Below are 24,129 nucleotides of genomic sequence, written 5' to 3'. Positions count from 1 at the left end.
CACATATTGAGCGCCTAACCCCTCTCGTGTGGATCACCTTACCCCACTCATCAATCCCACACAGTTGAAAAACCCCTTTTGCAATAAATACCAACACCAAGTATTTTAATATCTTTCATGGCCCTGCTCCTTTTTTTAAAAATAGAAACTCTATGTTGGCGCATTATAACGCCCTCTTTAAGGAGGGGCACTTTTCATTAGGTTACTTGTTGAAAACCTACACTTCTAATCGCATCCCCAGGAGAGGGCAAAGTGGGGGTGGGATAGCGCGCGCTTTGTGTTATCTTTTTGATTCCGCTAGAATGGCGCCAGATTTCAGCATTGAGAGGATTCATATGCAGCGTCGACCATTAGTGGCTGGCAATTGGAAAATGTATGGTTCGCGCGAAAGCGTGGGTCAATTATTGAGAGCATTAAAACACGCTTGCGAGCGTCTGGAAACCGCGGAGCTCGCTGTTTTCCCCCCTTTTGTCTTTTTGCAGCAGTGCAAAGAGGCGCTGATGCGAACGCAAATCTCTTGGGGTGCGCAGGACGTTTCCGAATTCGAAGGAGGTGCTTATACGGGGGAAGTCTCTGCTGCCATGCTGCGCGATTTCCATTGCCAGTATGTGATTGTTGGCCACTCGGAAAGGCGTCGGCATCACGGGGAAACCAATGAGCAAGTGGCTGTAAAGGTTAGGGCAGCCCTCCGTTGCGGTATTCGTCCCATTATTTGTGTAGGGGAAACTGAAAAGCAGCGCGATGCTGATCAGACATTATCATTGATAAAAGAGCAACTTGCAGTTGTATTGCAGATGAACGATAATTTGGCCTCGTTGGAAGGCATGGTGGTGGCTTATGAGCCGATGTGGGCGATTGGAACAGGAAAAAATGCAACGCCTTCGCAAGCAGAAGAAGTGCACACCGCCATTCGAGATCAATTACATCGTCAGGATGCGACACTAGCCGAAAGCACGCGGCTTTTATATGGGGGTAGCGTTAAGCCGGATAATGCAGCCGCTTTGTTTGAAATGTCAAATATAGATGGGGTTTTAGTGGGTGGTGCTTCTTTGGAAGCTGAACAATTTTTAAAAATAGGGCAACAATGCAATCAGTCATTTTAATTATTCATGTGCTTATCGCCGTTTCTCTGATCGCGTTAGTCTTACTGCAGCATGGCAAAGGCGCTGATGCGGGTGCTGCATTTGGAAGCACCTCTTCCAACACGATGTTTGGCAGTGTGGGCGCGACACCGTTTTTAATGAAAGTAACGATTTTTTTAGCGGCGGCTTTTTTTGCAACCAGTATTGGCTTGAGCTATTTGGGCTCACGGCATCCAGGAACGATGACGTCTCCTTTGCCATCAACGCAAACAGCGCCGCCGAGTGTGCCTAAGAGTTAAAACGATAACGCCGAAGTGGTGGAACTGGTAGACACGCTGTCTTGAGGGGGCAGTGGGGAAACCCGTGCCGGTTCGAGTCCGGCCTTCGGCAAACCTTATTAGTGATCTAAAAAAACGTTTTGGGTGATACTAAAGAAAAAGTAGTAAATATCTTTAGTGCTACCCTCCACTATTCCTCTCCCACTTGCGGGAGGGGCTAGGAGAGGGCAAAGAACCGCAGCAGTTAGGTTTAACTCCCTTTCCCTAACCCTTTTCCCAAGGAGGAAGGGGCAATTAAGAAGGTGTGCTCGTGTTAGCGAATTATTTTCCTATTTTAGTTTTTTGGGGCATAAGTTTATTTATTGCTGTGCTCGCCTTGACGATGAGTTGGTTCTTTGGACCCCGGCGGCCGGATAAAGCAAAATTATCTCCCTACGAATGTGGATTTGAAGCGTTTCAAGATGCGCGATTACCTTTTGATGTTCGTTTCTATTTAGTCGCTATCCTTTTTATTATCTTTGATTTAGAGACTGCTTTTTTATTTCCGTGGGCGGTTGTCTTGCGCCATATTGGTTGGTTAGGTTTTTGGGCGATGATGGTTTTTCTCGCTATTCTTGTTGTCGGATTCATTTATGAGTGGAAGCGCGGGGCTTTAGAATGGGAGTAATGCTATGCAACAACTGTTAACTAAAGAAGGTTTTTTACTTACCTCCCTGGATGATTTAGTGCGTTGGGCGCGCAGTGGTTCATTATGGCCGATGACTTTTGGCCTGGCCTGTTGCGCGGTTGAAATGATGCAGTGTGCTTCCTCCCGTTATGATCTTGACCGTTTCGGTGCGGGCTTATTTCGCCCGAGTCCTCGGCAATCCGATGTAATGATCGTTGCTGGCACCCTTTGTAATAAAATGACGCCGGCTTTACGTAAAGTTTATGACCAGATGGCTGAACCGCGGTGGGTGATTTCGATGGGTTCATGCGCCAACGGTGGCGGCTATTATCATTATACTTATTCTGTGGTCCGTGGTTGCGACCGCATTGTGCCGGTGGATGTGTATGTCCCCGGCTGCCCGCCCACCGCAGAAGCTTTATTTTACGGTGTTATTCAACTTAGAAATAAAATTCGGTATCGCAATATTTTTAATCGTAAAGACGCATAAGGGAAAACAATGGCTAATAAACAGACCTTAATAGATGCCATTAACGACCGTTTTAATTCACAAATTGAAACAGTCGTGCCAGGCGCCGACATGGTTACGGTTGAATTACTGCCCACCCACTTATTAGAAATCTGTACTGCCTTACACGACGCTCCGCCTTTTAATTTTGAATTACTGCTCGACGTCTGCGGCGTGGATTATTTAGAGTACGGCGTGAGTCCCTGGCGTACGGAAAAAACCACCAATACGGGATTTAGTCGAGGATTTGAAGAAGTCGCTCAAGAGCAGATAATTCCATGGAATAAGCCTCGTTTTGCCGTTGTTTATCATTTATTGTCGCTTCGTCACAACCATCGAATCCGTTTGAAAACCTATGTGGAAGGCGACCCACCGCTGGTACCATCGGTTATTAAAATATGGAGTTCCGCTGATTGGTACGAGCGTGAAGCGTTTGACCTATATGGCATCGTATTTGAAGGTCATCCGGATTTACGACGTTTGTTAACAGATTACGGTTTTGTTGGTTATCCGTTTCGTAAAGATTTTCCCTTGATTGGCGAGGTCGAGCTTCGTTATGATGCAGCGCAACAACGCTGTGTTTATGAGCCTGTCAGTATCCAACCGCGGGTACTGGTACCGAAAGTGATTCGCGTTGATGGCCGATATGAAAAAGGCGAGAAAGAAAATGGCTGAAGTTCGCAATTACACGTTTAATTTTGGACCGCAACACCCTGCCGCGCATGGTGTTTTGCGGCTTATCGTTGAAGTGGATGGCGAAGTAATTCAGCGCATCGATCCGCATATCGGTCTTTTGCACCGGGCAACTGAAAAATTAGCGGAAAGTAAGCCTTACAACCAAACCATTGGCTACATGGATCGGCTTGATTATGTATCCATGATGGCGAATGAGCACGGCTATATATTGGCGATCGAGAAACTTCTGAGGATCGAGCCTCCGATTCGAGCAAAATACATTCGGACGATGTTCGATGAGATTACTCGAATATTAAATCATTTATTGTGGTTGGGCGCGCATGCGTTGGATGTCGGGGCGATGACTGTATTTCTCTATTGCTTTCGCGAGCGCGAAAATCTGATGGATTGTTATGAAGCCGCGTCCGGCGCGCGCATGCACGCGACTTATTATCGCCCCGGCGGGGTTTACCGCGATTTGCCGGATAGCATGCCAAAGTACAAACCTTCACGATGGCACAGTGAAAAAGCCGTCAAAAAAATGAATGAGGTGCGTAAAGGTTCCCTGTTGGATTTTATTTGGGATTTTACAGAGCGTTTCCCCAAACTAATTGATGAATATGAAGGTCTGTTAACGGACAATCGAATTTGGAAACAACGGACGGTAGGTATTGGTGTGGTATCTGCAGAGCGGGCGCTGCAATTAGGTTTTACAGGCCCCATGTTGCGGGGATCGGGCGTTGAATGGGATCTTCGGAAAAAGCAACCGTACGCCGCTTATGATCGGGTGGATTTTGATATCCCTGTTGGCCGAGAAGGCGATTGTTACGATCGGTATTTAGTTCGCATTGAAGAAATGCGTCAATCGAATCGTATCATTCGACAATGTGTCGAATGGCTGCGTAAAACCCCCGGGCCGGTCATGATCGACGATTATAAAATCGTACCACCGCAACGAGAAGTCATGAAGCGCGATATGGAAGCCTTAATTCATCATTTTAAATTATTCACGGAAGGCTATATTGTTCCGGAAGGAGAAGCTTATGCTGCCGTAGAGCAACCAAAAGGTGAATTCGGTGTTTATATCGTTTCAGACGGAGCGAATAAACCTTATCGAGTTAAGGTTCGTGCGGCGAGTTACCCCCATCTAGCGGCCATGAACGAAATGTGCCGCGGGCACATGATTGCAGATTTAGTCGCCATTATTTCAAGCATTGATATCGTCTTTGGTGAGATTGATCGTTGATGAATGAACAGACAGAACAGTTTATTTTAGATGAAGCCGTTATAAAAGAAATCGACCGTTGGTTGGTCAAATACCCGACTGACCAAAAACGGTCAGCGGTTGTACCGGCTTTATTATTTATCCAAAAACAAAATAACGGCTGGCTCAGTAAAGCAGCCATGAACGCGTTAGCCGATTATTTGCAATTGCCTCGTATTTGGGTTTACGAAGTCGCTACTTTTTATGACATGTATAATCTTAAACCCATGGGCAAACATAAAATTAGCATTTGTCAAAATGTTCCTTGTTTTTTAAGGGGAAGCGATGAAATTGTTGCTTGCGTTAAAGAGCGGTTGGGTATCGATTTTGACGAGACCACATCCGATGGTTTATTTACGCTAAGAAGTGTTGAGTGTATGGCTGCTTGTGGTGGCGCGCCGATGTGCCAAATTGACGATCAAGAATACCATGAAAATTTAACACCTGAAAAAATGATAGCGATCATTGATAAATTAGAGCGGGAGTCGAAAACGAATGCTGACTAATGCGGTTTGTTACCGAACATTGCATTTAGAAAAACCCTGGACGTTAGAATCCTATGAAAGCGTCGGCGGTTACCAAGTGTTACGAAGAATTTTAAAAGAAAAAACGCCGCCTGAAAATATCATTAATGAAATTAAAGAATCCTCATTACGTGGTCGCGGTGGCGCTGGATTTCCCACCGGTTTAAAATGGAGTTTTATTGCGCGTGATAAACCTGGCGGAAAATACGTAATTTGTAATTCCGATGAAAGTGAGCCAGGCACTTTTAAAGACCGCGATATTTTACGGTTTAATCCCCACCAAGTATTAGAAGGTATCGCTATTGCCTGTTACACTCTTAGCGCGACTGTCGGCTATAATTTTTTGCGTGGTGAATTTTGGGAGCCGTTTAATCGTTGCGAACAAGCCTTAGCACAAGCGCGCGAGGCGGGGTTGATTGGAAAGAATGTTTTAAACTCCGGTGTGGATATTGAAATATTTAATCATTTTAGCGCCGGTGCATATATTTGTGGTGAAGAAACAGCACTCATGAATTCATTAGAAGGCAAGCGCGGCTGGCCGCGGTTTAAGCCGCCTTTTCCGGCTAATTTTGGGTTGTATGAACGTCCTAGTAATATTAATAATACTGAAACGTATGCCTCCGTGCCAGTTATTTTAGAAAAAGGTGGGAGATGGTTTGCGGATTTAGGTCCTCCCAAAAATGGTGGTACAAAAATATTTTCTGTCAGCGGTCATGTGACAAAACCGGCTAATTATGAAGTTCCCTTGGGGATTCCTTTCGCGGATTTATTAGCATTGGCTGGCGGCATACGGGAGGGAAGTGAGTTAAAGGCTGTGATTCCCGGTGGAAGTTCGATGTCGGTGTTGCCTGCCGAGGTGATGATGAAAGCGATCATGAGCTTTGACGGTTTGGTTGAAGCAGGTTCGATGCTAGGTTCTGGCGGCGTGATGGTGATGGATCAAGCAACGTGCATGGTGAAAGTCCTTGAGCGCATTTCAAAATTTTATATGCACGAATCGTGTGGCCAATGCACGCCTTGCCGTGAAGGAACAGGGTGGCTTTATCGATTAGTTCATCGAATTGAAAAAGGCGAAGGAACGAAACGCGATATAGAGCAATTAAGCAGAGTCGCAAAGAGCATCGAAGGCCACACCATTTGTGCGTTTGGTGAGGCGGCCGCATGGCCCGTCAGCGGAATGTTGAAATATTTTTATCATGAATTTGAGTACCATGTGACACATGGAAAGTGTATGGTGTGACCGAAAAATTTAGGTAACTAATTATGGTAGAACTCGAAATCGACGGCAAAAAAACCATTGTGGAAGAGGGCGCTTCGATTATTGAGGCGGCGGATGAAATGGGCGTTTATATTCCCCGTTTCTGTTATCACAAAAAATTATCCGTGGCTGCCAATTGCCGCATGTGTTTAGTTGAAGTGGAAAAATCGGGAAAGCCATTGCCTGCATGCGCGACACCCGTTACTGCGGGCATGAAAGTATTTACGCAATCAAAAAAAGCACTGGAAGCCCAGCGTGCAGTGATGAAATTTTTATTAATTAACCATCCTTTAGATTGCCCTATCTGCGATCAAGGAGGGGAATGTGAGTTACAAGATTTAGCTATGGGATTTGGTCACGCGCATTCCAATTATGAAGACACGAAACGGGCTGTTTTTAGTGACGATATCGGTCCGTTGATTGAAACGGAAATGACTCGCTGTATCCAGTGCACGCGTTGTGTGCGGTTTGGGGAAGAAATCGCTGGATTACCGGAGTTGGGCGTCATTAATCGGGGTGAAAAAGAAGTTATATCTACTTACGTAAAGCATTTCATGCGATCAGAGTTGTCGGGAAATATCATTGATATTTGCCCCGTCGGTGCGTTAACCGATAAACCCGCTCGTTACAAAGGCCGTGGTTGGGAATATCGAGAGACTCCCTCCATAGCACCGCATGATTGTGTGGGGGGAAATATCTTTTTGCATAGCCGTTGGCAGGAATTCGTGCCACAGCGCAAGGCGATGCGGGCGGTGCCCCGAGAAAATGATGAGGTGAACGAAACTTGGATGAGCGACCGCGATCGTTTTGGTCATTTCGCGGTGTATCATGAATCCCGCCTTTATCAACCGCGCATCAAAAAAGATGGGAAATGGGAGGCAATTTCATGGGAAGATGCTTTGAGAATAGTGAAAGAAAAAACGCAAGCTATTATCGAAAAACACGGCGCTTCACAAATAGGCGCATTACTGTCGCCGAGCGCAACACTTGAAGAATATTTTTTATTCCAAAAATGGCTGCGCGGTTTGGGGACCCATAACATTGATCATCGCGTTCGCTGGCAAGATTTTCGTGATCAGAATGCATTTGATCTCTTTCCTAATTTGGGTATGCCCATTGCTGAGCTTGAAAATTTAAATGTCATTTTATTAATTGGCTCCAACGTTCGATTTGAACAACCTTTACTGAGTCATCGAATGAATAAAGCTTATGGTGAAGGTGCCAAAATTTTAGCTATTAATCCCATGGATTATCCCTTCGTTTTCGGTATTAACGAAAAAATGATTGTATCGCCATCGGCGTTGATCTCCGCATTAGCTGATGTCGCCCATGCGTTAGCCAAAGAAAAATCGACTGAAAAAGCAAAGGTAATCGCAGAGACATTAGTATCTGCTGAAAAAGCGGCGATTTTTTTGGGCGAGCATGCGTTGCACCACCCAGAGGCTGCCAAAATTCGGGAGTGGGCGCATTTTATTGCGCAACAAAGCGGCGCGACGGTGGGTTTGTTGACAGAAGGGGCCAATAGCGCCGGGGCTTGGATGGCAGGTGCGGTGCCTCATCGTAGGCCTGGGGGGCAGATACTCGATTCAGCAGGGCTTGATGCTAAGGCCATGGTAACAACGGATCCGTTAAAAGTTTATTTTTTATTGAATCTGGAACCCGAGTTCGATTGCGCTTACCCTGCTCAAGCTTTGCATACTTTAAATCAGGCTGAATGGGTGATGGCTTTTACGACGTTTACTACTCCAACTATGGAATCTTATGCGAACATTCTTTTGCCCATTGCGCCGTTTTCGGAGTCCGGTGGCATATATGTCAACGCAGAGGGTCGGTGGCAATTGGCTTCGGCAGCAAGTGTTCCCGAAAAAGATTCTCAACCGGCGTGGAAGGTTTTGCGTGTTTTGGGTAATTATTTCGGTTTGCCGAGTTTTGATTATAAAACGATTGAAGAAGTGACTCGGGAGATTAACGATATTGCTCATGATAAGTATAGGATAGAGGCAGGTCATTTGCGTTCCCCGATCAGCGTCGAGGAAAAGCCTATAGGCGTGAATGACGAAGAAGCGCTCATCCGCTTCGCCCCTTGGCCGATGGTGCGAGTAGACCATTTGGTACGCCGTTCACTTCCATTACAAGAAATTCTCGCAGAGGAATTTAAAACAATTCGATTGAATACAAAAACTGCCAAAAAATTTAATTTCAACGAAGGTGATCAACTAACCGCGATCCAAGGCGAGAGTCGGATTACTTTGCCGCTGGCGATTGATGATCGGTTAGCTGATAATACCGTTCTATTGGCGTCGGGATTGGTAGAGACGGCCGGAGTTGGGCAAGCCGAAGCGCCAATTATATTGGAAAGGGTTCATTAGTGACTATATCATTACCTACAACTCACAGCTATTTCAATTTTAGACTTCGCTGTTCCCGGAACTTTTGTCATCCCAGCGCAGGTGGGAATCCAGCCGCACCGAAGGTGCGTTGCGCACGCGTCCGCTGGATCCCCGTTTGCGCGGGGATGACGGGCTTTAAGTTTTTTAGTCCTTACCGCTTGTGGGTAATGATATGGCAGTGACAGACCAGCTAATAACATTAATCTGGATAATCATTAAAATGGCCCTTATTTTGCTGCCTTTGCTGGTGGCGGTCGCTTTTATTACCTTAGCGGAACGAAAAGTCATCGGCTACATGCAATCACGGGTCGGCCCCAATCGTGTTGGCTTTCGCGGAGTGGCGCAACCGATTGCTGATATATTTAAGTTATTATTGAAAGAAGTTATTATTCCGACAGCGTCGAGTCGTTATCTTTATCTTATCGCGCCCATTTTATCCTTAGTGCCTGCTTTAGCGGCGTGGGCGGTGATTCCGTTTGCGCAAGGTTGGGTGTTAGCCAATGTAAATGCGGGGCTGTTATTTTTATTTTCCATGACTTCATTAGGGGTTTATGGAATTTTGGTTGCGGGGTGGGCTTCTAATTCTAAATACGCGTTCTTCGGTGCTTTGCGTTCCGCAGCACAAGTCGTGTCCTATGAAATTCCGATGGGTTTTGCTTTAGTGAGTGTACTGCTTGTTGCCGGGACGATGAATCTGCAAGGGATTGTGCTTCGTCAATCAGGAGGTCTATGGCATTGGTTTTGCTTACCTTTGTTACCGTTATTCGTCACTTATTGGATAACGGCGGTGGCGGAAACTAATCGCGCTCCATTCGATGTGGCGGAAGGAGAGTCGGAAATTGTCGCGGGATTTCACGTGGAGTACGCTGGCGTGACGTTTGCCCTTTTCTTTTTAGCGGAATACGCCAATATGGTTTTGGTTTCTGCTATTGCAACCGTGATTTTTTTAGGAGGATGGTTATCACCATTTCAAGGCATTCCATGGTTAGAGTCGCTCTTTACGTGGGTTCCTGGAATTGTATGGTTTGTATTAAAGCTTTCGCTTTTTATTTTTACTTATTTTTGGATGCGGGCAACATTTCCGCGTTATCGTTACGATCAAATTATGCGATTGTGCTGGAAAGTGTTAATTCCGGTAACGCTGGCATGGCTAATTATTTTAGCCTTGGCTATTGAGTTTCATTGGGCGCATTGGTTATGAAGCGACTAAAACAAATTATTAAAAGTTTTACACTGTGGGAGCTGTTAAAAGGACTTTCACTCACGCTACGTTATTTTTATAGAAAAAAAGTAACGATTCACTATCCTGATGAAGAAGTGCCGAGTTCCTTTCGTTTTCGCGGTATGTTGGCGTTACGGCGTTACCCAAATGGTGAGGAACGTTGTATTGCTTGTAAATTATGCGAAGCGGTTTGTCCGGCGTGCGCCATTACGATTGAGGGGGGACCGCGCGAGGCTGACGGTTCACGACGCACGACCCTTTACGATATTGATGCGTTTAAATGCATTAATTGTGGATTTTGTGAAGAGGCTTGTCCGGTAGATGCCATTGTGCTAACCCCAGAGATGCACTACAGTATTAAAAATCGAGGGGAAAATATTTTGACGAAGGAAAAATTATTGATGATTGGAGATATGTACGAAGAGCAGATTGCTCGAGATCGAGCGAACGATAAAAAATACCGTTAAATAAAGGTAAACGAATGTTTCCAATTTATGAAGTCACATTTTTTATTTTTGCAGTGGTTTTAATCGCTGCCGCGGTGATGGTGATCATATCGCGTAACCCTGTGCATGCAGTGCTTTTTCTCGTTCTCGCTTTTTTTGCTAGCGCGGTTTTATGGATGATGATGCAAGCTGAATTTTTAGCGTTAGTTTTGATTTTTGTGTATGTCGGCGCGCTCATGACTTTATTTTTATTTGTGGTCATGATGCTGAATATTAATCTTTCTGACTTGGAGCAAAAATTTGTGCGTTTTTTGCCTTTTGGTTTAATCACTATGGCGTTATTAATCGGGATGATGGTGGTAATAGTGAGTCCGCGTCACTTTACGGTAGCTACTGCTCATTTACCGCGTGTCGCTTCTAATTTTAGCAACGTGAAGACCATGGGTTCCCTGCTGTATGTTGATTATTTTTATCCCTTTGAAATTGCGGCCGTTATTTTATTGGTTGCGATTATTGCTACAATCACGCTAGCTTTTCACGGCCGCAAGCCGAATACCAAATCTCAACACGTTCGAGAACAATTGGAGGCGAAAAAAGAGAATCGTTTGCGAGTAATAAAAATGAAGACGGAGAATTCATGATACCGTTAGGTTATTTTTTAATAATAGGAGCCATTTTATTTGGCTTGGGTTTTGCCGGCATCATCATTAACCGCAAGAATTTGATTGTGTTATTGATGTGTATTGAATTAATGTTATTAGCCGTTAACACAAATTTTATTGCCTTTTCGCAATACCTGGGGGCTATGACGGGGGAAATATTTGTATTTTTTATTTTAACAGTGGCCGCTGCCGAATCGGCGATCGGGTTAGCAATTTTAGTTTTATTTTATCGCCGGCGAGGCAGTATTAACGTGGATGATATGAACATTTTGAAAGGATAAAACAATTTGTAGCCCGTAAGAAGCGAAATACAGGGATGATGGAGAGAGGTTGAAGGTTGAATGATAGTTCGAAATTTAACGTTGCTCATAATGCTGGCACCTTTGTTCGGTTGTTTAGTCGTAGGTTTGGGCGCCAAGCAGATCGGGCGCCGAGGGGCGCAATGGGTGACGATTATTTTGATGACGGTTTCGCTTTTGAGCGCGATTGCGGTTTTCATGTTGGTCGCAGCTCGCGGCGAACATTTTTATGGAACGATTTACACTTGGGGCATTAGCGATCGTTTTCATTTTAACGTTGGTTTTATGGTCGATTCGCTTACCGCCGCGATGATGCTGATCGTTACTTTTGTTTCGTGGGTCGTGCATATTTATAGCATCGGTTACATGGCGGACGATTCCGGTTACCAGCGATTTTTTTCTTATATGTCCATGTTTACCTTCGCCATGCTGATGTTGGTCACTGCTAATAATTTCTTTCAACTGTTTTTTGGCTGGGAAGGTGTGGGTTTGGTTTCTTATTTATTAATCGGATTCTGGTTTGATAAAGAATCTGCGGTGGTGGGGAGTTTAAAAGCTTTTTTAGTTAATCGGGCAGGGGATTTCGGATTCATTTTGGGAATAGCGGCTATTTTAGATTATTTTGGTAGTTTGGATTATCACACGGTATTCGCCGGCGCCGGCGCATTAAGTCAAACGACCATTAGCGTTTTCCCTGGGACGCATTGGTCGATCATTACGGTTATTTGCATTTTATTGTTTATCGGTGCGATGGGTAAATCGGCTCAAATGCCTTTACATGTTTGGTTGCCAGAATCGATGGAAGGTCCAACGCCCATTTCCGCTTTAATTCATGCGGCCACGATGGTAACAGCGGGGGTTTTTTTGGTGGCTCGAATGTCACCGCTTTTTGAATTATCGCAAGTCGCATTAAGTACAGTGTTGGTAATCGGCGCCACGACAGCACTTTTGACAGGCTTATTGGCTTTTGTGGAATTCGATATTAAGCGCGTGATTGCCTTTTCGACGATGTCGCAGTTAGGTTATATGATCGTCGCTGATGGTGTTTCGGCTTATCCCGCCGGAATTTTCCATTTATTAACGCACGCTTGTTTTAAGGCTTTATTATTTTTATCTGCCGGCTCGGTTATCTTTGCGCTGCATCACGAACAAGACATGCGTAAAATGGGAGGCCTTAGAAAATATTTACCAGCCACGTATATTATCTCTTTAATCGGCGCTTTATCCTTAGCCGCGATTCCGCCCTTTGCCGGATTTTATTCCAAAGATACTATTATCGAAGCGGTCGCGCATTCGACGATCCCTGGAGCTCGCTACGCTTATGCTTGTTTATTAATAGGTGCTTTTGTGACAGGGTATTATATTTTCCGAGCCTTTTTTATGACCTTCCATACCACGGAGCGGATGTTGTCTCCTAAATTAAAATCAACATTGAAAGAAACGCCATTGAATATGCGAGGGCCCCAGTGGATTTTAAGTGTTCCGTCGGTATTATTGGGCGCTGCTCTTATTTATTGGATCATCTATCGTCGCCCGAGCTTGCTCAGTTCCAGTGTCATGGTGCTGCCCCAACATAATGTATTAAGGGCCATGGCCGGTGAATTTCACAATGTTTTTTATATGACTTATCATTCGCTAATTGCTTTGCCATTTTGGGCATCTATTTTGGGTATTTTTTTTGCTTGGGTTATGGTGATCGCTGCGCCAAAAATACCAGCTCTATTAGAGCGTTGCCTGCCATGGCTGCATCGAATTTTAGCGGCTAAATATGGCTTTGATGCTTTTAATTGGATTGTTTTTGTTCGTGGGTGTTGGGCGCTGGCTAATTTGTTTTTCCGAGTGGGTGATCTGAAAGTGTTGGATCATTTTATTGTCGATGGTTCAGGCCGAAATGCGATGCGGGTAGCTCAATTTATGCGCCGTTTACAATCCGGGTATTTGTATCATTATGTATTTGTAATGATCCTTGGACTATTGGCGTTTTTAATTTGGCTAGTATTGGCTTAAATCCATGGCATTTGAACACATACCTTTACTAAGCACACTTATTTGGCTTCCTATTTTAGGTGCTATACCGGTGGCTTTGCTTAATAGCGAAGAACACGCGAACCAGGCTCGCGTGTTGGCGTTAATTATTGCGTTAATTTCTTTTGTGCTTTGTATTCAGCTTTATTTTGGTTTTGACACAAGTAAAGCCATCATGCAATTTACCGAACACGTCAATTGGATTTCCGCTTTAAAAGTAAATTACGACCTTGGGGTCGATGGAATTTCAATGCCGCTAATCGTGCTGACTTGTTTTACCACCCTCTTAGTCATCTTGGCTTCTTGGACGATGGTTAAGAAGCAAGTTGGCCATTATTTATCGGCTTTTTTAGTCATGCAGGGAGCGGTATTCGGTGTTTTTTCAGCCTTGGACGCCATGCTATTTTATTTCTTTTGGGAAGCGATGTTGATTCCGATGTATATCAGTATCGGTATTTGGGGTATGGAAAAACGCTCTTATGCGGCAATTAAGTTTTTTTTATATACATTTTTCGGTTCAGCGTTATTATTGGTGGCTCTCTTGTATTTACGAATGCATTCAGACAGTTTTTATATCCCGGATTATTATCGCTTGCACATGTCGATGACCGTGCAAATTTTGGTTTTCCTTGGCTTTTTATTTGCCTTTGCTATTAAAGTTCCGATGTGGCCGCTTCATACGTGGTTGCCGGATGCACATACAGAGGCTCCCGTTGGCGGTTCAGTCGTATTAGCGGCTCTAATGTTGAAGTTAGGCGGATATGGCTTTTTGCGTTTTAGTTTACCGATTGCTCCTGACGCTAGTCGCCAATTGGATTGCTTAATGATCGTACTTTCATTAATTGCCATTGTCTATATCGGATTTATTGCAATTGCACAAACCGATATGAAGAAATTAATTGCGTATTCTTCGGTTGCTCATATGGGTTTCGTAACTTTAGGCGCATTTATGGTATTTTTTATCGTCGCGCATACGGGCGATAGAGCGGATGCTTATTTGAGTTTGGAAGGTGCGATGGTGCAAATGATTTCTCATGCTTTTAGTGCTGGCGCTATGTTTTTGGCGTTCGGAGTGCTTTACGAGCAGATGCATTCACGTTATATCTACGATTTTGGCGGTATCGCAAAAACAATGCCTTATTTTGCGTTTTTTTTTATGATATTTGCAATGTCGAATGTTGGATTACCAGGAACTTCGGGCTTTGTGGGAGAATTTATGGTGCTGCTTAGCACGTTTAAAGCGAGTTTTTGGGTAACATTTTTTGCTGCCTCTACATTGGTCATTAGCGCTGCTTATACGTTGTGGATGTATAAGCGTGTTTTTTATGGTCCCGTTACGACTTCGGCTGTAGCGAAATTAAAAGAAATCGGAGTGACAGATAAGATAATTTTTATTTTAGTAACCGCTGCTATTCTCTGGATTGGTATTTATCCCAATTCATTATTGAATGTATTTCATGCATCTATTGGTAAATTGTTGCATGAAGCATTGCAGTCGAAATTGTAAAGGTGAGATATGCTGTCGGAATTACCTAATTTTGTTCCTGCCGTGCCTGAAATGTTTGTATTGTTTATGGCGCTGGTAATATTGCTGACGGGTGTTTTCATTAAAAAATGTCACCAAATTCCTTATTATTTGGCACAGATTACCTTAATTGTGGTGGCGGGATTGACCTGGTATATGTTTACCTATCCCGATTTTCCGGGGACATCGTTTACTTTCCATCATATGTTTGTATTGGACCGCTTCTCCGTTTACCTTAAATTATTTATTTATTTGTCTGTCTTTTTTGTCTTTATTTACGCCCGAGAATACAACGATGAGCGTAAAATTCCTTACACCGAATTTTACGTTCTCGGTTTGTTATCGATGCTGGGAATGATGGCTTTGGTTTCTTCCTCTAATTTATTAACTGTTTTTTTAGGACTGGAATTGTTATCTTTGCCGACTTATGCAATGGTCGCTCTGTATCGTAACAACACACGTTCGGTTGAAGCCGGCATGAAATATTTTGTTATCGGCGCCATTGCCTCTGGGATGCTGCTTTATGGAATGTCGATGATTTTTGGCGCTACCCAAAGTTTAGATTTAACCGAAATTGCGAAGGCAGTTTCCGCAACGACGCTGCATCAAAATTTGATTCTAGTGTTTGGGCTGGTTTTTATTGTTGCTGGAGTTGCATTCAAGTTGGGCGCTGCGCCTTTTCATATGTGGGTTCCGGATGTGTATGAAGGCGCGCCCAGTTCGGTCACTTTATTTATCTCCACCGCGCCGAAAATAGCGGCTTCCGCGATGGTTATCCGATTATTAATCCTCGGTATGCCAGTATTGTACGCTCAATGGCATCAAATGCTCATTGTGGTCGCGATTTTATCGATGGGTGTCGGTAATTTCGCTGCGATCGTGCAGTCCAATATCAAACGGATGTTGGCTTATTCATCGATCGCCCACATGGGGTATATGCTATTAGGTGTTTTATGCGGAACCCGCAATGGTTATTCTGCGGTAATGTTTTATACGATTACTTATAGTTTAATGTCACTTGGTGCTTTTGGGATGGTCGTTTTAATGAGTCGCGGTGAGTTTGAAGCTGAAAATATTAATGATTTTGCAGGATTAAACAGCCGCAATCCCTGGCTTGCCTTTATGATGATGCTGATTCTCTTCTCTTTAGCCGGTGTCCCGCCGTTAGTAGGCTTTATCGCGAAAGTTGGTATTCTTGATGCACTTATTCAGGTACATTTAGTGTGGCTTGCTATACTCGCTGTGTTATTCGCAATTGTCGGCGCTTATTATTATATTCGGGTGGTCAAAGTCATGTATTTTGAAAGTGTCCCTCCTCAACTGAAACCAATATGCTATTCATTAGAAATGAAAATCGCCATCTCGCTAAATGGGTTGGCGGTGTTATTTATCGGTATCTTCCCAAGCTGGCTGTACATGCTTTCGCATTTAGCGTTTTAGCTGGCTCTTCAGAGGAAAAAAATGGGGGCCACGTTCTAGCATATCATTATCGATAAATCAGAGCCATTTCCGTTTTAAACTTAGTGATCGGCGCAAGGAGTCCAGGCGCGCTGCGCATGCAGTGCGCTGGGTCCCGCCTGCGCGGGAGACGACGAGGGGGATGACGGGTTTAAGTTTTTAGTCTTTAGCACTTGTGGGTAATGATATGGTGAAGACGTGATCCTTCTTGCTTTTCTAAAACTTGTCATTTCATTGATTTCTCTATAATATGATCCAGCATTGATGCGGGGTGGAGCAGTCTGGCAGCTCGTCGGGCTCATAACCCGAAGGTCGTAGGTTCAAATCCTACCCCCGCTACTAATTTTGTATCGGGTTTAAGAGTGGGGCTATGTGCCCTTTTTTGTTTTTTTAGGTGAGGTAATGAGTCAAGCGCGAACGCTGGCTGCATCGCCTTATTGCTTCGGCGGTGGAAGCGCTTGGGTTTGAGCTCGTTCGGGTGCGAGCTTTTTCTCCGCGGCGCTACGACGATCTTGCAAGTCTTTGTCGATAAAGCAGCTGGCATTGTGCTCGATGAGTACGCGAAGGTCAGTCGGCAGATTAGTGCTGTGTTGGATGTCGAAGATCTTATTAGTGGACGTTACACTTTAGAAGTTTCGTCACCGGGCATAGGAGCGGTCGTTGTATACGGCGAACCATTATCGCCGCCTTATCGGGAGCAAGGCAAAGATCCGTTTGCGAGAGTCGCAGGAGGGACAACGACAGTTTCGGGGAATGATTGTGGCTCTGGAGAATGAAGAGCGAGTGACTTTGCAATTAGATAACAAGATATTAAAAGTTCCGTTGGGCGAGATTGAAAAAGCAAATTTAATAGCGCATTTCGAGGGCTGAAAGATGAATAAAGACATTTTATTAATAGTTGATTCGATATCTAATGAGCGTGGTGTTTCAAAAGAAGTAATTTTTGAAGCGATTGAGGCTGCATTAGCAGCAGTAACGGCAAAAGGTTACGAAGAAGACGATGTCGAAATTCGTGTGGCTATCGATCAAAAAACGGGAGATTACGAAACCTTTCGGTGCTGGACTGTCGTGGAAGATACGAATGAGCCGCTGGAATTTCCGAATCAAGAGATGACCTTAAAACAAGCGAGAGAAATCGACTGCGACTTAGAAGTAGGTGACGTTATCGAGGAACCCATGGAATCCGTCAAATTTGGACGGATTGCGGCGCAACAAGCCAAGCAAGTTATCGTTCAAAAAGTCCGGGAAGCCGAGCGAGCAAAAATCATTCGCCAATATGAAAAACGAGTGGGCGAACTGGTTATTGGAGTGGTTAAGCGAGTCACGCGCGAGAGCATTATTTTGGATACGGGTGAAAATGCGGAAGCGCTCTTACTTCGTGAAGAAATGATTCCGCGGGAAGCGTTTCGTATCAACGATCGTTTACGCGCTCATTTATATAGCGTTTGCCAAGACAAAAAGCGCGGGCCTCAATTGTTGGTGAGCCGAACCCGCCCTGAATTTTTAATTGAACTCTTTAAGATCGAAGTCCCTGAAATTGGTGAGGAAGTCATCGAAATCAAAGGCGCCGCGCGCGATCCCGGGTCGCGCGCGAAAATTGCAGTTAAGACGAACGATGGACGCATTGATCCTATCGGTGCTTGCGTAGGCATGCGGGGGTCGCGAGTGCAAGCGGTTTCTAACGAATTAGGGGGGGAACGCATTGATATCGTATTGTGGGACGATAATCCTGCCCAATTGGTAATTAATGCAATGGCCCCGGCCGAGGTTGCTTCTATCGTTGTGGATGAGGATTCTTATACGATGGATATCGCTGTTAACAAAGATCAATTATCGCAAGCTATTGGTCGAAGTGGTCAAAATGTCCGCTTAGCTAGCGAATTGACAGGGTGGACACTGAATGTAATGAGTGAAGCCGAAATGGCCCAGAAACACGAAAAAGAAGCTGGTAAAATTAAAACGGTATTTATGGAAAAATTAGATGTCGATGAAGAAGTGGCCGATGCCTTGCTTCAAGCGGGATTTATGAATTTGGAAGAAGTAGCTTATGTGCCGAAAGAAGAATTGCAAGGTGTCGAGGGATTTGATGAAGATATCAGCGCTGAGTTGCAAAGAAGAGCCGCTGATGTCTTGTTAACTCAGGAAATCGCCAAACAAGGATTGGATAAAAAGAAACCGGCGGAGGATTTGTTGACCTTACCAGGGATGACAACGGAATTGGCCCGACAGCTTGCCGAGAATGAAGTATTGACCCGTGACGATTTAGCGGAAAAATCAGTACTCGATTTAAAAGAAATTATTGAAATCGATGACGAAGCAGCTGCTGATTTAATTATGGCAGCACGAGCGCATTGGTTTGCAGAAGAAGAGAGTGAGAAGAGTTAATTATTATGGCTGACATGAGTGTGAAACAATTAGCCGACTTAGTGCGGACAACACCGGAACGTCTTTTAGAGCAGTTAAAAGAAGCCGGGGTTGCGATCACTCATGTCGATCAAACCATTAGCGACGAAGAAAAGCGAAGGCTGCTCTTACATTTAAAGACTTCCCATAGTACAAAAACAGACAAAAAACGTTCCAAAATAGTTTTAAAACGAAAAAAACTTGGCGTGGTTAAATCTGGGAAGAAAAGCGTGAACGTCGAAATACGTTCCAAGCGGACCTATACTAAGCCTATTGTTGAACAAAGACGGGAAACCGAACCTGCTCCAACGCAAGAAGTGCTACTGGCCTTTGACACAACTAACCTTAGCGAAAAAGCAGAAGTGAATGTAGCCACCCTTGAGAAAGTGCTGGAAGCCGAAGTTAAAGAAGAAGCCAAAAAAGCCACGTTTGAGAAAAGGGAACCCCCCAAAAAAGGTCCGCGCAAAGAGACTCATCGTTCGCGCAAATCGGATAAAGAAGACAAGTGGGAGCGAGAAGAACTCCACATGACCAAACTGGTTGAAGAACGCCGTCGCCGCCACAAACCGGCAGATATGCTAGATTCTGATAACGCTTCCGCCAAACTCGAACAGGGCTTTGCGCGGCCCACCGCACCGGTGGTTCGTGAAGTCACGCTCCCGGAATCTATTACTGTAGCCGATCTTGCCCAAAAAATGTCCGTAAAGGCAGCGGAAGTCATTAAAGTGATGATGAAACTGGGTGCTATGGTGACCATCAATCAGCGAATCGATCAGGAAACGGCCGCTATCGTTGTAGAAGAAATAGGGCATAGACCCAAATTAATTAAAGAAGACGTCTTGGAAGAAAACTTGGTCGCGACGTTGGGCGAGCAGACCGGCGAAGCTGTTCCTCGTGCGCCCGTGGTGACTATTATGGGCCACGTGGACCATGGTAAGACTTCACTTTTGGATTATATCCGTCGTACGAAAGTGACCAGCACAGAAGCCGGAGGAATAACCCAACACATCGGCGCTTATCACGTCGGAACGGAATTGGGAATGATCACCTTTTTGGATACGCCCGGCCACGAGGCCTTTACCGCCATGCGCGCGCGGGGTGCTAAATGTACGGATATTGTGGTGCTGGTAGTAGCGGCGGATGATGGCGTTATGCCGCAAACTGTGGAAGCTATTCAACATGCTCGGGCGGCCCAGGTACCTATCGTGGTTGCTGTTAATAAAATAGATAAACCCGAAGCCGATCCTGAGCGAATTAAAACCGAATTATCCACGCACGATGTGCTCCCAGAAGAATGGGGTGGCGATACTATGTTTCAGCCTATTTCCGCAAAAACCGGAGAGGGGATAGACGCGTTGCTTGAGCGAATTTTGCTTCAAGCTGAAGTACTCGAATTAAAGGCGATGAATAATGGTCCTGCCAGGGGCATGCTAGTTGAATCTCGCCTTGATCGAGGGCGTGGGCCGGTGGCGACTGTTTTAGTCACCAGCGGTGAATTGCATTTAGGCGATATCTTGTTAGTAGGACGTGAATACGGTCGCGTGCGGACGATGATCGGTGATGATGGTAGACTTTGTGAAAGCGCAGGACCTTCCATGCCAGTGGAAGTGTTAGGGCTGTCTGGTACGCCGTTGGCGGGGGAAGAAGCTATCGTGGTGCCGGATGAACGCAAAGCGCGTGAAATTGCCCGTTTCCGGCAAGGTAAATACCGAGAAGTCCGTTTAGCGAAGAAACAGACCGCTCATCTCGAGCGCATTTTTGATCGCATGGGTGACACCAAGCAAAATACTTTAAATATTGTGTTAAAAGCGGATGTTCAGGGTTCACTGGAAGCTTTAACCGAAGCACTTAATAAATTATCTACCGATGAAGTGAAGGTTAATATTATCGCCAGTGGCGTTGGTAGAATCACTGAATCCGATGTGAACCTAGCAATTGCTTCGGATGCGGTGGTTATCGGCTTTAATGTCCGTGCTGATGCACCCACGCGTGTTTTAGTCGAGCGGGAAGGTGTGGATTTACGCTATTACAGCATTATTTACGATTTAATTGATGAAGTGAAAAAAGCGCTGAGCGGTTTGTTAGCACCTAAGTTTGAGGAAAAAATTGTTGGCCTCGCTGAAGTGCGCGACGTATTTCGTTCTTCAAAAATCGGCGCTATCGCCGGTTGCATGGTGCTAGAAGGCGTGGTTCGGCGTCATTTACCGATTCGGGTTTTACGAGACAATGTTGTTATTTATAAAGGCCAACTTGAATCCTTGCGTCGTTTTAAAGAAGATGTGGCTGAAGTGCGTCAAGGGACGGAATGTGGTGTCGGCGTAAAAAACTACAACGACGTGAAAGTCGGCGATCAAATCGAAGTTTACCAAAAAACTCAAGTTCATCGAACTATTGCGTAACCACGATCTCACAAAAATAATGTTCCCCGTATTTTGCTTTGCTTCATACGGGCTACGGGAATGAGGTACGTGGGAGTGAGAAATTTATGAATCAACGCCAACAACGAGTAACTGATCTTATCCATCAACAATTAGCGGAGCTTTTTAAAAAAGAAGTCCGTGATTCTCGTTTATCGAAAATTTCTCTCACTGCTGTTTCCATTTCGCCGGATTTAAAACAAGCGAAAGTTTTTTATTCTTCATTATTAGAAAATCAAAGTGAAAAAGAGGTCCAAAAAGCGCTGAGTAAGGCTACGGGTTATTTACGCCATTTATTAGCACAAGCAACCGTTTTGCGCTATGTGCCCAAATTAGAATTTGTTTACGATGAATCCATTGAACGAGCCGACAGAATTTCGTTGCTTATTGAACGTGCTTTAAAAAAAGATGACAGTGATGAATCATCCTAAACCGTTTAAACGCCCTGTGGATGGTATTTTATTGTTAGATAAGCCGGGCAGGATGACTTCCAACGAGGCAGTGCAGCGCGTTAAGCGCTTATTTCGCGCGAAAAAAGCAGGACATACGGGGAGTTTAGATCCGCTCGCCACCGGACTCTTGCCGATTTGTTTAGGCGAAGCGACTAAATTTTCTCAATTTCTTTTAGAAGCGGATAAATCCTATAGTGTCAAAGGCCGATTAGGGGTTCGTACCGCAAGTGGGGACAGTGAAAGCCCCATTCTTACAGAACGCCCTATCCCCAAACTTAGAAAACGGGGATTGGAAAAAACTTTATCCGCATTTCGTAGTGTTATTGATCAAACGCCTTCCATGTATTCCGCCTTAAAACATAAAGGCCAACCATTGTATAAGCTAGCGCGGCAAGGAGTTGAGGTCGGGCGTAAAACACGGCAAGTTACTATTTACGAATTAACTTTGTTGGACTGGGATAACGAATCGATTGAACTTTATGTGCATTGCAGTAAGGGCACTTATATCAGAACGTTGCTCGATGATGTGGGTGAAGCGCTCGGTTGCGGCGCTCATGTTGTCGGATTGCGGCGGCTTAGCGTGGCTCATTATCAGGAAGATCAAATGATCAAACTTGCCCATTTGGAACGAGAATACGATAAAGCAAATTATACGGGGTTAGACTGCTATTTATTGCCTCTAGAAACAATGGTCTCTCATTTCCCTATGATCAAGTTATCAAGTTCAACTGCTTTTTGTTTACAACAAGGGCAAGCCGTAATAATCCCAAACGCAACCCACGGTTTCGTACGCTTATGCGATCAGAACGACCAATTTATCGGCATCGGCGAAGTTTTAAGCGACGCCCGAATCGCTCCGCGAAGGCTGGTTCAGAAGAGGCGATAACCTACTTTTGTTCGCAGTGGAAACTGCTGTCATTTTTGTACCACAAGCCCTGAACCTTATACCTTTCGCTTCCTATATGCAAATAAAGTGCGCGTATCCACCATGATCTCCCGGGCTGACAACTTGGCCCGTAGCATAAGACAGAAGCCGGGAGCTTTGCCCCTAGGGGTACCTGTATGCAATCGTGAGTTGTTGGGTAGACAAACTCAGTTTCAGAATTGTAATACGGGCTTACATTGAGGAATATTTACGGATAATCCCAGCGGAGAAAAAAACAACAAGAAAGGGAATCCGATAAAGCCTAATTTACTTAATCTCATAAAACCCCTAAACAAACTGTTCGACTTAAATACAAGTGTAGACTTAATCAGCTAACTTCACCATTTCCGCCCCTATCACTAAGAACAAGTGGTAAAGACTGAAAACGTAAACCCGACACCCCCACTCCCTTAATATTAATTGTGCCGATATTGCAAGCCGCCTCCGTCGTTCCCGCGAAGGCGGGGACCCAGCGCACTGCATGCGCAGCGCGCCTTCGGCGCACCTGAATTGATCGCCTTCCCAGGAATGATAAGAGCCTAAAATTGAAAAGGTTGGGACGTGTAGGTAATAATATATTTTCGCCCTCTCCCTCTCCATGTGGGGAAGGGGGACAAATAACCAGCAGACTTTTTAATTGCCTATAATGACGACGGTGTTTTAGAAGTAGGTGGCGGTTTCGGGCTTGGTGGCGTAGGAGGTTGATGCTCTTGCAAACCAAATTGTTTCCCTAAATTCAACGCGAGCAATAGTTCGGCTACCAGGTAGAGGGGACCAATGAAGATCGATTTCATATATGTGGAAAAATCGACTTTCGAGGTTTCAAAGGTATGGCCAATGAAAAGCAAGGCCCCCCCGCCAATTAATAAAACTAAAAAGAAGAAGAGACTTCCCTCTGTGGGCATGGGAAATGCAATCCAGGTACAGAGCAAGGTCACCAGAATCATAATCACCGCCATCAGCAGAGTTAACTTAATATCCAAAAAATAATAATAAATCAGCAGCGCAATAACAGCGATCCAAGCAAAGCTAATATGCCAACGCATAGCAACCGATAAGCTAATCCAGCTCAGCGCAACGAGCAAGGCCAAAACGATAAGCGGGGCACCGATGTAATGAAGGATTTTATTGATTCGGTGTGTGTGATAAAGTCGATATTCCGTTAGACGTCGGGTAAGAGATTCCATATCAATACTCCTTTTAAATCTTTTTTTTTAAATCTTTTTGTTTAAGTATAACGTGCGAAACGATGATCATCAATGAATTATCTTTAAAAACGAGAAAGCCGTCCCCGTATTCTGCTTTGGTCTATACGTATATGGCCCCAGGGTTGTTGTCAACAATCAGTTTTGACGAAAAGAACGTATATGCGGCTTCACAGAGCCACCGCATGAATTAGCCTCATCAACCTCAGGTTTTACCTTAACGTCCTTAACATCACATTGCCGCGTTTACTAATCCGCGACAAGACCTCCTTATTCTCACTCGCGTGTTGTGGAGGAACTAACCCAATAAACACCAACAACTTGCCAGAAACAGATGAAATTGATGAATGTCCCTCCCCGTTCGCATAAACCGGCAGCGCCGTTAAATCCCCCCCGGCTGCGCTGTACCCGTTGACAATCCTCATTGGTTTTTACCACGGCTTT

21 protein-coding genes, 2 tRNA genes and 4 pseudogenes are annotated in these 24,129 nt (G+C 44.8%); 23 read left to right on the top strand and 4 right to left on the bottom strand.

The features are described from left to right. Positions 1 to 119, bottom strand: a pseudogene (locus OWO34_RS06520) (IS110 family transposase); the annotation flags it as partial. Between the two features lie 216 nt (positions 120 to 335). Between OWO34_RS06520 and tpiA the strand changes: the two are divergent. The 23 genes and pseudogenes from tpiA (at position 336) to truB (ending at position 22,441) form a co-directional block, all read left to right on the top strand. Next, positions 336 to 1,103: a triose-phosphate isomerase gene (gene tpiA / locus OWO34_RS06515; RefSeq protein WP_267256962.1), complete on the top strand. Its 768-nt coding sequence runs from the start codon at positions 336 to 338 to the stop codon at positions 1,101 to 1,103. Then, the gene (gene secG / locus OWO34_RS06510; protein WP_267256959.1) at positions 1,085 to 1,381 is read left to right on the top strand and encodes a preprotein translocase subunit SecG; all 297 of its coding nucleotides are present in this window, start codon (positions 1,085 to 1,087) and stop codon (positions 1,379 to 1,381) included. Before tpiA ends, secG begins: the two co-directional genes overlap by 19 nt. Positions 1,382 to 1,390: 9 nt before the next feature. Then, positions 1,391 to 1,472 (top strand) — tRNA-Leu (locus OWO34_RS06505). A gap of 192 nt (positions 1,473 to 1,664) precedes the next feature. Continuing rightward, a complete protein-coding gene (locus OWO34_RS06500) occupies positions 1,665 to 2,027 on the top strand; it encodes an NADH-quinone oxidoreductase subunit A (protein WP_267256958.1) in 363 nt (120 codons plus the stop codon). 4 nt (positions 2,028 to 2,031) lie between these two features. After that, positions 2,032 to 2,517 (top strand): NuoB/complex I 20 kDa subunit family protein, encoded by a 486-nt coding sequence (locus OWO34_RS06495; RefSeq protein ID WP_267256957.1) that lies wholly within the window; start codon positions 2,032 to 2,034, stop codon positions 2,515 to 2,517. A 9-nt stretch (positions 2,518 to 2,526) separates the two neighbouring features. Beyond that, positions 2,527 to 3,210 (top strand): NADH-quinone oxidoreductase subunit C, encoded by a 684-nt coding sequence (locus OWO34_RS06490; RefSeq protein WP_267256956.1) that lies wholly within the window; start codon positions 2,527 to 2,529, stop codon positions 3,208 to 3,210. Further along, positions 3,182 to 4,456, top strand: a complete 1,275-nt coding sequence (locus OWO34_RS06485) for an NADH-quinone oxidoreductase subunit D (RefSeq protein ID WP_267256961.1) — start codon at positions 3,182 to 3,184, stop codon at positions 4,454 to 4,456. The genes OWO34_RS06490 and OWO34_RS06485 overlap by 29 nt, the downstream gene beginning before the upstream one ends. Then, positions 4,456 to 4,980, top strand: coding sequence for an NADH-quinone oxidoreductase subunit NuoE (gene nuoE / locus OWO34_RS06480; protein ID WP_267256955.1), 525 nt, complete (start codon positions 4,456 to 4,458; stop codon positions 4,978 to 4,980). Before OWO34_RS06485 ends, nuoE begins: the two co-directional genes overlap by 1 nt. Further along, positions 4,970 to 6,238 carry an NADH-quinone oxidoreductase subunit NuoF gene (gene nuoF, locus OWO34_RS06475; protein WP_267256954.1) on the top strand — a complete coding sequence of 423 codons (1,269 nt, stop codon included), beginning with the start codon at positions 4,970 to 4,972 and terminating at the stop codon, positions 6,236 to 6,238. The genes nuoE and nuoF overlap by 11 nt, the downstream gene beginning before the upstream one ends. Positions 6,239 to 6,261: 23 nt before the next feature. Next, a complete protein-coding gene (gene nuoG, locus OWO34_RS06470; protein WP_267256953.1) occupies positions 6,262 to 8,625 on the top strand; it encodes an NADH-quinone oxidoreductase subunit NuoG in 2,364 nt (787 codons plus the stop codon). A 199-nt stretch (positions 8,626 to 8,824) separates the two neighbouring features. Continuing rightward, positions 8,825 to 9,847, top strand: a complete 1,023-nt coding sequence (gene nuoH / locus OWO34_RS06465; RefSeq protein WP_267256960.1) for an NADH-quinone oxidoreductase subunit NuoH — start codon at positions 8,825 to 8,827, stop codon at positions 9,845 to 9,847. Then, a complete protein-coding gene (gene nuoI, locus OWO34_RS06460) occupies positions 9,844 to 10,335 on the top strand; it encodes an NADH-quinone oxidoreductase subunit NuoI (protein WP_267256952.1) in 492 nt (163 codons plus the stop codon). Before nuoH ends, nuoI begins: the two co-directional genes overlap by 4 nt. Positions 10,336 to 10,349: 14 nt before the next feature. Continuing rightward, the gene (locus tag OWO34_RS06455) at positions 10,350 to 10,955 is read left to right on the top strand and encodes an NADH-quinone oxidoreductase subunit J (protein WP_267256951.1); all 606 of its coding nucleotides are present in this window, start codon (positions 10,350 to 10,352) and stop codon (positions 10,953 to 10,955) included. After that, positions 10,952 to 11,257: an NADH-quinone oxidoreductase subunit NuoK gene (gene nuoK, locus OWO34_RS06450; protein WP_267256950.1), complete on the top strand. Its 306-nt coding sequence runs from the start codon at positions 10,952 to 10,954 to the stop codon at positions 11,255 to 11,257. Before OWO34_RS06455 ends, nuoK begins: the two co-directional genes overlap by 4 nt. Positions 11,258 to 11,317: 60 nt before the next feature. Further along, complete coding sequence (gene nuoL / locus OWO34_RS06445) at positions 11,318 to 13,282, top strand: NADH-quinone oxidoreductase subunit L (RefSeq protein WP_267256949.1); 1,965 nt, start codon at positions 11,318 to 11,320, stop codon at positions 13,280 to 13,282. 4 nt (positions 13,283 to 13,286) lie between these two features. After that, positions 13,287 to 14,807 (top strand): complex I subunit 4 family protein, encoded by a 1,521-nt coding sequence (locus OWO34_RS06440; protein WP_267256948.1) that lies wholly within the window; start codon positions 13,287 to 13,289, stop codon positions 14,805 to 14,807. 9 nt (positions 14,808 to 14,816) lie between these two features. Then, positions 14,817 to 16,265 carry an NADH-quinone oxidoreductase subunit NuoN gene (gene nuoN / locus OWO34_RS06435; protein WP_267256947.1) on the top strand — a complete coding sequence of 483 codons (1,449 nt, stop codon included), beginning with the start codon at positions 14,817 to 14,819 and terminating at the stop codon, positions 16,263 to 16,265. Positions 16,266 to 16,548: 283 nt separating this feature from the next. Then, positions 16,549 to 16,622 (top strand) — tRNA-Met (locus OWO34_RS06430). A gap of 85 nt (positions 16,623 to 16,707) precedes the next feature. Then, positions 16,708 to 17,153 (top strand): annotated as a pseudogene (rimP, locus tag OWO34_RS06425) (ribosome maturation factor RimP). Between the two features lie 3 nt (positions 17,154 to 17,156). Further along, positions 17,157 to 18,668, top strand: coding sequence for a transcription termination factor NusA (gene nusA / locus OWO34_RS06420; protein WP_267256946.1), 1,512 nt, complete (start codon positions 17,157 to 17,159; stop codon positions 18,666 to 18,668). A gap of 5 nt (positions 18,669 to 18,673) precedes the next feature. Then, positions 18,674 to 21,085 carry a translation initiation factor IF-2 gene (gene infB, locus OWO34_RS06415; protein WP_267256945.1) on the top strand — a complete coding sequence of 804 codons (2,412 nt, stop codon included), beginning with the start codon at positions 18,674 to 18,676 and terminating at the stop codon, positions 21,083 to 21,085. Positions 21,086 to 21,171: 86 nt separating this feature from the next. Next, positions 21,172 to 21,534 carry a ribosome-binding factor A gene (locus OWO34_RS06410; RefSeq protein ID WP_267256944.1) on the top strand — a complete coding sequence of 121 codons (363 nt, stop codon included), beginning with the start codon at positions 21,172 to 21,174 and terminating at the stop codon, positions 21,532 to 21,534. Then, a complete protein-coding gene (gene truB / locus OWO34_RS06405) occupies positions 21,512 to 22,441 on the top strand; it encodes a tRNA pseudouridine(55) synthase TruB (protein WP_267256943.1) in 930 nt (309 codons plus the stop codon). Before OWO34_RS06410 ends, truB begins: the two co-directional genes overlap by 23 nt. 1 nt (position 22,442) lies before the next feature. On the opposite strand, the pseudogene OWO34_RS09860 reads toward truB, so the two are convergent. The 3 genes and pseudogenes from OWO34_RS09860 to OWO34_RS06390 all read right to left on the bottom strand — a co-directional run. Continuing rightward, positions 22,443 to 22,761 (bottom strand): annotated as a pseudogene (locus tag OWO34_RS09860) (hypothetical protein). 360 nt (positions 22,762 to 23,121) lie between these two features. After that, a complete protein-coding gene (locus OWO34_RS06400; protein WP_267256942.1) occupies positions 23,122 to 23,667 on the bottom strand; it encodes an Mpo1 family 2-hydroxy fatty acid dioxygenase in 546 nt (181 codons plus the stop codon). 236 nt (positions 23,668 to 23,903) lie between these two features. Next, positions 23,904 to 24,129 (bottom strand): annotated as a pseudogene (locus OWO34_RS06390) (transposase); the annotation flags it as partial.

Source organism: Coxiella endosymbiont of Ornithodoros maritimus, from assembly GCF_907164965.1.
Classification (GTDB): Bacteria; Pseudomonadota; Gammaproteobacteria; order Coxiellales; family Coxiellaceae; genus Coxiella.
Note: the sequence above shows the minus strand (reverse complement) of the source record. Positions and strands in the feature narration are given on the sequence as shown.

Coding starts and splice junctions, on each gene's coding strand:
- tpiA (WP_267256962.1), top strand. CDS start 336: ATGCAGCGTCGACCATTAGTGGCTGGCAATTGGAAAATGTATGGTTCG.
- secG (WP_267256959.1), top strand. CDS start 1,085: ATGCAATCAGTCATTTTAATTATTCATGTGCTTATCGCCGTTTCTCTG.
- OWO34_RS06495 (WP_267256957.1), top strand. CDS start 2,032: ATGCAACAACTGTTAACTAAAGAAGGTTTTTTACTTACCTCCCTGGAT.
- OWO34_RS06490 (WP_267256956.1), top strand. CDS start 2,527: ATGGCTAATAAACAGACCTTAATAGATGCCATTAACGACCGTTTTAAT.
- OWO34_RS06485 (WP_267256961.1), top strand. CDS start 3,182: ATGAAAAAGGCGAGAAAGAAAATGGCTGAAGTTCGCAATTACACGTTT.
- nuoE (WP_267256955.1), top strand. CDS start 4,456: ATGAATGAACAGACAGAACAGTTTATTTTAGATGAAGCCGTTATAAAA.
- nuoF (WP_267256954.1), top strand. CDS start 4,970: ATGCTGACTAATGCGGTTTGTTACCGAACATTGCATTTAGAAAAACCC.
- nuoG (WP_267256953.1), top strand. CDS start 6,262: ATGGTAGAACTCGAAATCGACGGCAAAAAAACCATTGTGGAAGAGGGC.
- nuoI (WP_267256952.1), top strand. CDS start 9,844: ATGAAGCGACTAAAACAAATTATTAAAAGTTTTACACTGTGGGAGCTG.
- OWO34_RS06455 (WP_267256951.1), top strand. CDS start 10,350: ATGTTTCCAATTTATGAAGTCACATTTTTTATTTTTGCAGTGGTTTTA.
- nuoK (WP_267256950.1), top strand. CDS start 10,952: ATGATACCGTTAGGTTATTTTTTAATAATAGGAGCCATTTTATTTGGC.
- nuoL (WP_267256949.1), top strand. CDS start 11,318: ATGATAGTTCGAAATTTAACGTTGCTCATAATGCTGGCACCTTTGTTC.
- OWO34_RS06440 (WP_267256948.1), top strand. CDS start 13,287: ATGGCATTTGAACACATACCTTTACTAAGCACACTTATTTGGCTTCCT.
- nuoN (WP_267256947.1), top strand. CDS start 14,817: ATGCTGTCGGAATTACCTAATTTTGTTCCTGCCGTGCCTGAAATGTTT.
- nusA (WP_267256946.1), top strand. CDS start 17,157: ATGAATAAAGACATTTTATTAATAGTTGATTCGATATCTAATGAGCGT.
- infB (WP_267256945.1), top strand. CDS start 18,674: ATGGCTGACATGAGTGTGAAACAATTAGCCGACTTAGTGCGGACAACA.
- OWO34_RS06410 (WP_267256944.1), top strand. CDS start 21,172: ATGAATCAACGCCAACAACGAGTAACTGATCTTATCCATCAACAATTA.
- truB (WP_267256943.1), top strand. CDS start 21,512: ATGACAGTGATGAATCATCCTAAACCGTTTAAACGCCCTGTGGATGGT.
- OWO34_RS06400 (WP_267256942.1), bottom strand. CDS start 23,667: ATGGAATCTCTTACCCGACGTCTAACGGAATATCGACTTTATCACACA.